Origin of the sequence: Neisseria sp. GT4A_CT1 (assembly GCF_000227275.1) — a bacterium.
GTDB lineage: Bacteria > Pseudomonadota > Gammaproteobacteria > Burkholderiales > Neisseriaceae > Neisseria.
The window spans coordinates 29,505-40,736 of record NZ_JH164970.1 but is presented as its reverse complement, the minus strand read 5'-3'; the positions used below and the strand labels follow the sequence as shown (position 1 = coordinate 40,736).

Genomic DNA, 11,232 nt, shown 5'->3' with positions numbered 1-11,232 from the left:
TATCCGTTGATACATGCCTTTGTCGACCAACGTTTCAACAAACGGCGCAGGCTACAAGTCATGAAAGAAGACCTGCTGACAGCCGAAAAACTGTTCGGGCAGGAAACGCTCGCCAATATGACGACGCGCAAATTCCATGTCGTTCTGGCGCATCTTTCAAACGGCCTGACTTTATGGCTGAACCGGAACGATAATTGCGTGGATGAAGGAATGTGGTCGCTATCCTTGCGCGACAGCGAAGGAAAACGTCTCTACATGGCAACCTTCGCCTTAGTTGACAGCAAATTGCTGGCCGCTTCTATCCAAGGCCCCGCAGGGGAAGAAGCTAAAGACCTTGTACGTAGCCTGACCAAACAACTCCACGGCCTACGTCCGCAGCAACTGATGGTAACCGCCCTGCAATATTTTTCGACATCGCTCAATTTGGGCAGCGTTGTCGGCATTGCCCAAGAGCATCAGGTCAAACTGCGCTGGCGGCTGAAGAAACGGGTCAAAATGAATTACGACCTGTTTTGGCAGGAGAACGGCGCAACGCTCGAAAGCGACGGCTACTGGCATCTGCCGCAAATCCCGCCGCGAAAAGACTTGGCGGAAATCGAAAGCAAAAAGCGTTCGATGTACCGCAAACGTTACCAAATGCTGGATAACATGGCGGGCGAGATACAGGCTTGCTTTCAGAAGACTTGATTCTGCGTTTTCAGACGACCTTGCCATTTGAAAAACAAACAGGTCGTCTGAAAACGGCTGACCACTTTATATTATTGACATCAAAAGAAAGAACCTCTTATGACTTGGGAAACAGTAATCGGCTTGGAAATCCACGTCCAGCTCAACACCCAATCCAAAATTTTCAGCGGCGCATCGGCTGCGTTCGGAGCGGAACCCAATGCGCACGCCAGCGTGGTGGAATGCGCGCTGCCGGGCGTGCTGCCGGTGATGAACCGCGAAGTCGTTGAAAAAGCCATCAAATTGGGCTTGGCTTTGGATGCGAAAATCAATCAGAAAAACGTGTTCGACCGCAAAAACTACTTCTACCCCGACTTGCCAAAAGGGTATCAAATCAGCCAGTTGGATTTACCGATTGTAGAACACGGCAAACTGGAAATCGTGGTCGGCGACGATGTAAAAACCATCAACGTAACCCGCGCGCACATGGAAGAAGATGCGGGCAAATCCGTGCATGAGGGCCTGAACGGCACGACCGGTATCGACCTGAACCGTGCCGGCACGCCGTTATTGGAAGTGGTATCCGAACCCGAAATGCGCTCCGCTGCCGAAGCCGTTGCCTACGCCAAAGCCTTACACAGCTTGGTAACATGGCTGGACATTTGTGACGGCAATATGGCGGAAGGCTCGTTCCGCGTCGATGCCAACGTATCCGTGCGTCCGAAAGGTCAAGCGGAATTCGGCACGCGCCGTGAGATTAAAAACCTTAATTCCTTCCGCTTCTTGGAGCAGGCGATTAATTACGAAGTGGAAGCGCAAATCGAGATTTTGGAAGACGGCGGCAAAGTACAGCAGGCAACCATGTTGTTTGACCCGGAAAAAGGCGAAACCCGCGTGATGCGTTTGAAAGAAGACGCGCACGACTACCGTTACTTCCCCGACCCTGATTTGCTGCCCGTCATCATTTCAGACGACCGGTTGCAAAAAGCCAAAGAAGAAATGCCAGAGCTGCCGAAAGAAATGGCGGCGCGTTTCGTGACGGACTACGGCGTGTCCGACTACGACGCGCGCCTGCTCACCGCCAGCCGCGTGCAGGCTGCCTATTTTGAAGAAGCCGCCAAAGCCAGCGGACAAGGCAAGCTGATTGCCAACTGGATGAACGGCGAACTCGCCGCCACGCTGAACAAAGAAGGCATGGAACTTGCCGACAGCCCGATTACCGCCCCACGCCTCGCCGCGCTGGTAGGCAAAATCGCCGACGGCACTCTAAGCAGCAAATTGGCGAAAAAAGCCTTTGAAGCCATGTGGGCGGAACCCGAAGCCTCCATTGCCGAAATCATCGAAAAACACGGCTTGCAGCAGATGACCGATACCGGCGCGATTGAAGCCATGGTGGACGAAGTGCTGGCAAACAACGCCAAAGCAGTGGAACAATTTAAATCCGGCAACGAAAAAGCCCTGAATGCGATTGTGGGACAAGTGATGAAAGCCAGCAAAGGCAAAGCGAATCCCGCACAGGTGCAGGAATTGGTTAGAGCGAAGTTGGGGTAAACAAGGTGCAGGCTGCCTGAAAAACGATAAAAGGGTTTTCAGGCAGCCTGAAACCGTTTTTAAACCGGAAAAGGAAAATGCAATGAAAACCGTCGTCGTTATTATCTTGGAACAGTTTGCCGACTGGGAATCCACTTTGCTGACTCCTGTTTTACAACAATTTGCAGGCTATACCGTCCGCTACGTTTCCACCGACCGAAATCCGAAAACATCCATGGGTAATCTACGCGTTCAGCCCGATTTAACCTTGGACGAACTGCCGCCCGACACCGCCGCTTTGATTCTAAACGGCGCAACCCAATCGTGGCGCGATTTATCCGATGAAAACCGCCTAAAAATTGCCGACTTGGTTCGCACGTTTAAGCAGCAGGGCAAGATTGTGGGCGGTATTTGTGAAGGTACCTATTTTCTTGCCGCCAACGGTCTGTTGAACGACTGCCGCCACACCGCCAACAGCTTGGCTGCCATTGCCGATTTACCCGAATACACTAACCGGCAGGCTTATGTGGAAACCAAACGCGAAGCCGTGCGGGACGGCAACGTTATTACCGCCAACGGCACGGCTTTTGTCGATTTTGCTCTCCAAATTTTGTCTGCCTTGGGTGATATTCCCGAAGACCTTATCGCCCGATGCAGGGAAATGTGGCAGTAGTAAAGTAGAGGAAATACTGACCGTTCACACGTTCTACATTCAAAGGTCAGCGTGACATGTGCCTGTATTGGTGGTTCGCATGGCAAGGCGGTCAAACTTATGCATTGGGCTCAAACCGTATCCGTTAATGCACTTGCAGTGAAACTCCAAGCCGGATATTCATGTCCGACTTGCGAACTCATTACCCGGAGGTCGTCTGAAAATGAAAACAGGCTTTCAGACGACCCTTTTTTATAGTAGATTAAAACCTAATCTTTCTTGTCCTTTTCCCATCCCCCAATCTATTCAAACCACACCAAGCTATGACCCATACCATTACCCTACCCGACCAAACCACCTTTACCGCCAACGACGGCGAAACGGTTTTAGCCGCTGCCGCCCGTCAAAACCTCAATCTGCCCCATTCCTGCAAAAGCGGTGCCTGCGGGCAATGCAAAGCCGAACTGGTGAGCGGCGATATTCAAATGGGCGAACACTCGGAACAGGCCTTATCCGAAGCAGAAAAAGCCCAAGGCAAGATTTTGATGTGCTGCACCACCGCGCAAAGCGACATCAGCATCAACATCCCCGGCTACAACGCCAACTCGCTACCCGTCCGCACCCTGCCCGCCCGTATTGAAAGCATGGTTTTCAAACACGATGTCGCCCTCCTGAAACTTGCCCTGCCCAAAGCCCCGCCGTTTGCTTTCTATGCCGGGCAATATATTGATTTACTGCTGCCGGGCAACGTCAGCCGCAGCTACTCCATCGCCAATTCGCCCGACCAAGAAGGCATTTGGAACTGCACATCCGCAGGCGCGAAAACGGCGTCTGTTCGGAAATGATTTTCGGCAGCGAACCCAAAGTCAAAGAAAAAGGCATCGTCCGCATCAAAGGCCCGCTCGGTTCGTTTACCTTGCAAGAAGGCAGCGGCAAACCCATCATCCTTCTGGCAACCGGTACAGGCTATGCCCCCATCCGCAGCATCCTGCTCGACCTTATCCGCCAAGACAGCAGTCGCGCCGTCCATTTCTACTGGGGCGCGCGTCACCAAGATGATTTGTACGCACTCGAAGAAGCTCAAGAACTGACAGGTCGTCTGAAAAACGCCCGCTTCACCCCCGTCCTATCAAAAGCCGATGAGGGCTGGCAAGGCGAAAAAGGATACGTCCAAACCTCCGCCGCAAAAGATTATCCCGACTTGAGCGGTTACGAAGTTTATGCCTGCGGTTCCGTCGCCATGACCGAAAGTGCGAAATCCGTGTTAACTGCGCAATGCAGCCTGCCTGAGACAACCTTCTATTCGGATGCGTTTTCGCCCGCGCAATAGATATACCCGCGCAAATCTAATCCTGCCGCAACCGCAAAAGGCTTGGGAACTGAGTTGTCTTAAAAAATAATGTGCCGATGTCATCGAAAAATTTTTCAGACGACCTCGGCACATTATTTTGTCAAAAGGTCGTCTGAAAACGAATTTAGTGGGATTACTCAGGTTTTCAGACGACCTTCGGATTTGGGCGAGCCTTATTCCGCTACCGTTTTGCGAATAAGCTTTTCAGCATTGGCGAGCGTGTTTTCCACTTCGGCAAACTCGATTTTGCTGCCCGACACCAGCGCGCGCGTGTCGTTGAACACGACTTGGACTGCGCCGTCGGTTTCGGTAACGAGGACACGCAACGGCAGTTGCAGGGCGAAGGCGGGGTCTTTTTGCATCAGCGGCGTGCCGGCTTTGGGCGTACCGAAGACGATGACTTTGGCGGGCTGCATGTCCAAACCGCTTCGACGCGCGGCGGCTTGGTGGTCGATGACGGCGAACACGGTCATGCCTTTTTCTTTGACGGCGGTTTCCAAACGGCGGACGGTATCGTCGAAACTGTATTTGCTGATAGCGGTATGGGTTTGATTCATGGCTGAACTTTGTCGGGAATCGGGTTGTCGGGCGGCATCACCGCCGTGTGAAGCGCAGGCGGTCAGGGCGGCGAGGATGGCGGCTGCGGCGAAGGTGCGTATCGGTTTCATGTTTTTCCTTGGATAAAAGGTCGTCTGAAACGTTTCAGACGACCTTGTTGCTGGTTATTTCAAACCTTTTTTCACCAAGTCTTCGTAACCGCCGTGGTTGGTTACGTTGGTGTAGCCTGCTTTTTTCAACTCGGTAAGCGCGGCTTCGGCACGGCGGCCGCTACGGCAGTAGAGGTTGACGGGTGCGTTTTTGTCGGGGCTGACGCTTTTGATGCGTTCGACGATTTGGTCGTGCGGAATGTTGACAGCACCTTGTAGATGGCCGGATTTGAATTCTTCTTCGGAACGTACGTCAATCCATACGCCTTTTGCTTTGGCAGGTTGCGCGTTTGCAGCTTTGGCGGCAGGTGCGGCAAAGGATACGGCGGCAGGCAGGACAAGTGCGGCGGCAGTCAGCGCGGCAGTCAGCAATTTTTTCATGGTCGTTTCTCCAAACGGTTGAACAAAGATATCAATCTAAACGGTTTGGCGGCAAAAAGCAATGTTCCGTCAACAGAAGGGTCGTCTGAAACGGGAGTTTTTTCAGACGACCCTTTGAGACAAAATCAACGCTGCGCGTCAACCGCTTCCAAAGCACGCAGGGCATAAGTGTAGGCTGCGCCTGCGTTCAAGGAAATAGCGGTCGCCAGCGCGCCGGCGATTTCGCTTTCAGTCGCACCCGCTTTGGCGGCTGCGGCGGCGTGTACGCTGATGCAGCTTTCGCAACGGGTGGTGATGGCGACGGCGAGGGCAATCAGCTCGCGGGTTTTCGCATCCAAGGCTTCGGCTGCGGCGGCTTGTTCCAGCGCGCCGTAGGCTTGCAGCATTTTAGGGTGGTTTTTACCCAGCTCGCCGAATGATTTTTTAACGTGTGCGGTGTGTTCGGGCCAATTTTGAAACATTTTGATTTCCTTTCTAATGTGTTTGCAAATGAAGGATGTTGCACTTTTTTACATCCGATGGATGGCATTATTGCAATAATTTGACTATTATAATCGTCAAATCATCTCATTCACTTGCAAAAAATACTTATGGACACTTTGGACAAACTCATCGAACTGGCGCAAATCACCGGCAGTGTGGACATACAATGCCTGTTCCGCGACAAATGGTACGCCCCGCACGAACGCAGGCGCGCGCACGGTATCGCGCACCTCGTCGTCGCCGGAGAAAGCTACATCAAAATCGAAGGCGAACCCGAAGCGCGGCTCTTGCAAACCGGCGACCTTATCTTTTTCCCGCGCGGCGCGGAACACATCATCAGCAGCGAAGCGGACTGCAACAACTGCGGCGATACACCGCATATCGGCAACAGCGGCGCATTTACAGTCGCCTCATCCCGTAGCGGCGGCGAAAAAAGCCTCGATTTGTTCTGCGCCCGTTTCGAATACGACGAACACGCCGATATCATGCACGACCTGCCCGAAACCGTCCTTATCGAGATGGACCATCCCTCGCTGCAATGTCTTATCTCCATGTTGCAATACGAAAGCGCACACACGCTTTCCGGCTCGCGCGCTATCGTCAACGCCCTCTCCTCCGTCCTCCTCGTCCTCATCGTCCGCGCCCATCTCGAACAAGGCGGAGAAGCACCATTAGGCGGCATACTCAACGGCCTGCGCGATAAACGTCTGCGCCAACTCATCCAAACCGTCGTCAGCCGCCCCGAAGACGAATGGAACATCGAAAAAATGACCGCGCTTGCCAACCTTTCCCGCGCCCAACTGATGCGCCTGTTCAAACAGCAAACCGGCATCAGCCCCCACGCCTTCGTCAACCTCATCCGCCTGCGCCAAGCCGCCGTATTGCTGCGGCAAACTGCCGATTCCGTCTTGTCTGTCGCGCTGAGCGTCGGCTTCCAGTCCGAAACCCACTTCGGCAAAGCGTTTAAAAAACAATACGGGATTTCGCCGGGGCAGTATCGGAAAAATGAAACAGCAGATGAAAATACCAGCCAGTCGCTTGAAGGCATTTGAACTCAAAAGGTCGTCTGAAAACGGCAAAAGCGTCATAACCCTTTGATTTATCGTTTAGCCATTGAGATACTGCGGAAAAGCCTGTTTGGATACACCGTTTATTTGCCTATATAATCCATTTTTCCTTTTTCAGACGACCTCTTATGCTCAGCTACCGCCACGCCTTCCATGCCGGCAACCATGCCGATATGATCAAGCATTTCATCCTTTTCCTGACGCTTGATTACTTCAATCAAAAAGACAAGCCCTATTGGTATATCGATACCCACAGCGGCGCGGGTTTATATGACTTGAGCGGCAGCGAGGCGCAAAAAGTCGGCGAATACAGACAAGGCATCCGGTTGCTCCAAGAGGCGGAAAATCTGCCGCCCGAGCTGTCCGCCTTCATTGCCCGCCTGAATACCATACTCCCACAAAAGCAACTCTATTGCGGTTCGCCGTGGCTTGCCCAAGCCCTGACGCGCGACAGCGACAAACTGCGTTTGTTTGAGCTGCACCCTGCCGATTTCCAACATCTGAAAAACAATATGGAAGAAGCGCGTTTGGGCAGACGCGGGCAAATAATACAGGCAGACGGTTTTCGCGGTCTGATTTCACTGTTGCCCCCGCCGCCGCGCCGTGCCGTCGTCCTGATAGACCCTCCGTATGAAGAAAAACAAGACTATCAGCGCGTTGTCCATACTTTAAAAGACGCGCTCAAACGCTTTGAGCAGGGTTGTTATATGGTTTGGTATCCCTGCTTGAGCCGAGAAGAAAGCCGCAAGCTGCCCGAGCAACTGCAAAAGCTGATGCCCGACAGCTACCTGCACGCCGAGCTGCACGTCCACACCCCGCGTCCGGACGGATTCGGGATGCACGGCAGCGGCATGTTTATCATCAACCCGCCCTACCTGCTGCCGGAACTGCTGAAAAACAACCTTCCCGCGTTGACCGACATACTGGCGCAAGACAACGGCGCGCGATTCGTCTTAAACAGCTGCATAAAATAATCAGCCATCCCCAGCCCGCCAAACGAAGACACTGGCGGGAAATCCTATGGCAGAGGCCTCCGATTTAAACTACAATTCACTACATTGTTTTTACGCTTTCAAATTATGACTATCAGACATCCCGCTTCATTGCTTTTGGCTTCCCTTTGTGCGCTTTTTCTATGCTCGTGCGAACGCTCAGTCCAAGATACGGTACAAGAAACCTTCGGCGAAGAGCTTCGCGGCCACTTCATCAGCAGCGCGACAGCCATCTGCGTGGAAAAAGCGCCGAAAAGCAGCGCGATACCGTCTGATACCGTACAGCAAATCTGTTCGTGCGCTTCGGAAAAAACCGCAGACCAGATATCCATCGACGATATGTCGAAACTGATCGGCGGCGAAGTTGGCGGCGAGCTGAAAACCAAAATCAAACAAAGCGCGGTCGAATGCGCCAAAGAAATGATAGGCGGCACCGCCTCCGCCCCTTCAAGCAAAAAATAAATACCGACCTCGTCTGAAAACCATAGTGGATTAAATTTAAATCAGGACAAGGCGACGAAGCCGCAGACAGTACAGATAGTACGGCAAGGCAAGGCAAGGCCGTACTGGTTTAAAGTTAATCCACTATATTTTCAGACGACCTTTTCTTTTTTATAGCCAGAAACCGAGTCCGATATGAAAACATTAGCGCAATTCCTACCGCAGCATTTACAGCAAAACAGCATTCCTGCCGAATTGGGCAGCGTCCTCGAATCCATTGTCGCCGCCTGCTCCGATATCAGCGGCAAAGTCCGCTTGGGCGCACTCGCCGGCGTGTTGGGCATGGCGGGTACGGGCAATATTCAGGGCGAAGATCAGAAAAAGCTGGATGTGATTGCCAACGATATCCTGATTGACGTCTTGAAAAACAACGCCCATGTCGCCGGTTTGGCAAGCGAGGAAGAGGATACTTTTGTGGCAGCCAACGAAAACGGCGGCTATCTCGTCTTGTTCGACCCTCTGGACGGCTCGTCCAATATCGACGTCAATATTTCCGTCGGCACGATTTTTTCCGTACTTACCAAGCCCGAAGGTCGTCTGAATACCGAATCCTTCCTGCAAAAAGGCCGTGACCAAGTGGCGGCAGGTTATGTTTTGTACGGCCCGCAAACCCAATTGGTGTTCACTTTGAAACACGACGTTTTCGTGTTCACGCTCAACGAAAACAACGAATTCGTCCTGACCAAAGAAAATCCGCAAGTTCCGGCATCGACCAAAGAGTTTGCCATCAATATGTCCAACACCCGCCACTGGCAAGCCCCTATGCAGCAATATATTAACGAGCTGCTGGCAGGCGATACGGGCGTTCGCGGTAAAAATTACAATATGCGCTGGGTGGCGAGCATGGTCGCAGAAATCCACCGCATCCTGATGCGCGGCGGCGTCTTCATGTATCCTCAAGACAAACGCGATCCGTCCAAACCCGGCAAGCTGCGCCTGATGTACGAAGCCAATCCGATGAGCCTGATTTTGGAACAGGCAGGCGCGGCGGCAAGCAATGCTTTGGAAAACATGCTCGACATCGTCCCCACAGGTCTGCACCAACGCGTAGCCGTCGTCATGGGCAGCCGCGAGGAAGTCGAATATGTCGGCAAGCTGCATCAAAAATAAGATGTTGAGTTTGTAGGCTATCCTGTCATAAAAAGGTCGTCTGAAAATCCGTTTCAGCATTCTCTATGAACGTTGAAACAGGTTTTCAGACGACCTTTTGTGTATTATTTAGTATTCGGGCATTTACAAGGCATGCTGTTCGGCAAGCCTTGAATCATCTGCGGGCCGTTATGGCCTTTCGCCCAAAATCATCGAGCCTATGCCCGCATCGGTGAAGATTTCCAGCAAAAGCGCGTTGGGCAGGCGGCCGTCGATGATGTGAGTGGCTTTGACGCCGTTGCTTGCCGCTTCGACGGCAGAGCTGATTTTGGGCAACATACCGCCGTAGAGCGTGCCGTCTGCGATTAATTCGCCGATACGGCTTGGGGTCAGGTTGGTCAGCAGGTTGCCTTCTTTGTCCATCACGCCGGCGATATTGGTCATCATCAGCAGTTTTTCCGCGTTTAGCTCTTCCGCCAGTTTGCCTGCGACCAAATCCGCGTTGATATTGAAGGCTTCGCCTTTTGCGCCGACGCCGATGGGCGCAACGACGGGGATGCAGCCGCGTTCGATCAAGCCTTCAATCAGGCGCACGTCTATGCTTTCGACCGTGCCGACTTGTCCGATGTCCACGCCTGCCCGTTCGGGCGTATCGACCAGCAGTTTTTTGGCCTTGATGAAGTGGTTGTCGCGCCCAGTTACGCCGACCGCGCGTCCGCCCTGCAAATTAATCAGTGAGACGATTTCTTTATTCACATGACCGCCCAACACCATTTCGACGATATCCATCGTTTCGCCGTCGGTCACGCGCATGCCTTGCACGAATTCGCCTTTTTTACCGATTTTTTCCAACATTTCATTAATTTGCGGGCCGCCGCCGTGGACGATGACGGGATGGATGCCCACCAGTTTGAGCAAAACGACATCGCGGGCGAAACCTTCTTTCAAAGCAGGCTCGGTCATAGCGTTGCCGCCGTATTTGATGACGATGACGGAGCCGGAAAAACGGCGGATATACGGCAGGGCTTCGGCTAAAATGCGCGCTTTGTCGGCTGCGGAAATGGGATGGGATTCGCTCATAATCGTGTCTCATTATTAACAATTTAATCATTATAGCGGATTACCTTTGAATCAGTAAAAATCAGCTTCGCAACTGTTTGCTGCTTCGCCGTCTTGTCCTGATTTAAAGTGAATCTGCCCTATCTTAACGTCAAAGGTCGTCTGAAACAACATTCCCCGCCCCTTATCGGTTGAGGACGCGCCCGTCGGAATGGTAGAATCAACGGATTCGGGCATATCGGTTTGCCGTCGCCGACGGACGCGGTATCGCCCACACATTTTTTCAAACAACGGTTATCCGGTTCGCCCGATATACCGAGGACTTTCCCATGATTAAAATCAGCACTCAATTTGATGCCGGCTCCGTCGTCGTCAAAGACCTGACCGACCCTGCCAATATCCGCCTCGCCCTGCGTCCGGACAACGCTTCCGATTTCGCCCAATGGTTTTACTTCCGCCTGCAAGGTGCGGCCTACCAGAATTGCGTGATGCACTTTGAAAACGCGGCGGATTCGGCTTATCCGCAAGGCTGGGAAGATTATCAGGCGTGCGCCTCTTACGACCGTCAAAATTGGTTCCGCGTCCCGACCGAATACGAAAACGGCGTGCTGACCATCAACCATACGCCGCTCTCCAACAGCGTTTACTACGCCTATTTCGAGCCCTACTCCCACGAGCAGCATTTAAACCTCTTGGGCGACGCGCAAGGCAGCGGGCTTTGCCGCATCGACGACTTGGGCAGCACCGTACAAGG

13 protein-coding genes and 2 pseudogenes are annotated in these 11,232 nt (G+C 52.8%); 10 read left to right on the top strand and 5 right to left on the bottom strand.

What is annotated here, in order from left to right; all coding sequences use genetic code 11:
* From HMPREF1028_RS11405 to HMPREF1028_RS11390, 4 genes and pseudogenes are all read left to right on the top strand, one after another.
* Positions 1-687, top strand: a 687-nt coding sequence (locus tag HMPREF1028_RS11405; RefSeq protein WP_009312915.1) for a DUF535 family protein, incomplete at its 5' end; no start/stop codon positions are given.
* Between the two features lie 99 nt (positions 688-786).
* The gene (gatB, locus tag HMPREF1028_RS11400; protein ID WP_009312913.1) at positions 787-2,217 is read left to right on the top strand and encodes an Asp-tRNA(Asn)/Glu-tRNA(Gln) amidotransferase subunit GatB; all 1,431 of its coding nucleotides are present in this window, start codon (positions 787-789) and stop codon (positions 2,215-2,217) included.
* 82 nt (positions 2,218-2,299) lie between these two features.
* Entirely contained in the window at positions 2,300-2,869 is a 570-nt protein-coding gene (locus HMPREF1028_RS11395) for a DJ-1/PfpI family protein (protein WP_003756310.1), read from the top strand.
* 302 nt (positions 2,870-3,171) lie between these two features.
* Positions 3,172-4,178 (top strand): annotated as a pseudogene (locus HMPREF1028_RS11390) (2Fe-2S iron-sulfur cluster-binding protein).
* Between the two features lie 194 nt (positions 4,179-4,372).
* Here HMPREF1028_RS11390 and HMPREF1028_RS11385 read toward each other — a convergent pair.
* From HMPREF1028_RS11385 to HMPREF1028_RS11375, 3 genes are all read right to left on the bottom strand, one after another.
* Positions 4,373-4,867 carry a DUF302 domain-containing protein gene (locus HMPREF1028_RS11385; protein WP_009312907.1) on the bottom strand — a complete coding sequence of 165 codons (495 nt, stop codon included), beginning with the start codon at positions 4,865-4,867 and terminating at the stop codon, positions 4,373-4,375.
* A gap of 54 nt (positions 4,868-4,921) precedes the next feature.
* Entirely contained in the window at positions 4,922-5,287 is a 366-nt protein-coding gene (locus tag HMPREF1028_RS11380) for a rhodanese-like domain-containing protein (protein ID WP_009312905.1), read from the bottom strand.
* Positions 5,288-5,412: 125 nt separating this feature from the next.
* On the bottom strand, positions 5,413-5,748 hold the full coding sequence (locus tag HMPREF1028_RS11375) for a carboxymuconolactone decarboxylase family protein (protein WP_003756322.1): 336 nt from the start codon (positions 5,746-5,748) through the stop codon (positions 5,413-5,415).
* Between the two features lie 129 nt (positions 5,749-5,877).
* On the opposite strand from HMPREF1028_RS11375, the gene HMPREF1028_RS11370 reads away from it, so the two are divergent.
* The 5 genes and pseudogenes from HMPREF1028_RS11370 to HMPREF1028_RS11355 all read left to right on the top strand — a co-directional run bounded on the left by HMPREF1028_RS11370 (position 5,878) and on the right by HMPREF1028_RS11355 (position 9,440).
* Complete coding sequence (locus HMPREF1028_RS11370; RefSeq protein ID WP_009312902.1) at positions 5,878-6,822, top strand: AraC family transcriptional regulator; 945 nt, start codon at positions 5,878-5,880, stop codon at positions 6,820-6,822.
* A gap of 143 nt (positions 6,823-6,965) precedes the next feature.
* Positions 6,966-7,811, top strand: a complete 846-nt coding sequence (gene rlmJ, locus HMPREF1028_RS11365; protein WP_009312900.1) for a 23S rRNA (adenine(2030)-N(6))-methyltransferase RlmJ — start codon at positions 6,966-6,968, stop codon at positions 7,809-7,811.
* Positions 7,812-7,916: 105 nt separating this feature from the next.
* The gene (locus HMPREF1028_RS11360; protein ID WP_009312898.1) at positions 7,917-8,291 is read left to right on the top strand and encodes a hypothetical protein; all 375 of its coding nucleotides are present in this window, start codon (positions 7,917-7,919) and stop codon (positions 8,289-8,291) included.
* 21 nt (positions 8,292-8,312) lie between these two features.
* Positions 8,313-8,420, top strand: a pseudogene (locus tag HMPREF1028_RS14935) (IS5/IS1182 family transposase); the annotation flags it as partial.
* 45 nt (positions 8,421-8,465) lie between these two features.
* A complete protein-coding gene (locus HMPREF1028_RS11355; RefSeq protein WP_009312896.1) occupies positions 8,466-9,440 on the top strand; it encodes a class 1 fructose-bisphosphatase in 975 nt (324 codons plus the stop codon).
* Between the two features lie 168 nt (positions 9,441-9,608).
* On the opposite strand, the gene argB is transcribed toward HMPREF1028_RS11355, so the two are convergent.
* Positions 9,609-10,499, bottom strand: coding sequence for an acetylglutamate kinase (gene argB / locus HMPREF1028_RS11350; protein WP_003778941.1), 891 nt, complete (start codon positions 10,497-10,499; stop codon positions 9,609-9,611).
* A 51-nt stretch (positions 10,500-10,550) separates the two neighbouring features.
* A complete protein-coding gene (locus HMPREF1028_RS11345; protein ID WP_003767028.1) occupies positions 10,551-10,715 on the bottom strand; it encodes a hypothetical protein in 165 nt (54 codons plus the stop codon).
* Positions 10,716-10,807: 92 nt separating this feature from the next.
* Here HMPREF1028_RS11345 and HMPREF1028_RS11340 point away from each other — a divergent pair.
* On the top strand, positions 10,808-11,232 hold a 425-nt coding region (locus tag HMPREF1028_RS11340; protein WP_009312894.1), incomplete at its 3' end, for a M14-type cytosolic carboxypeptidase.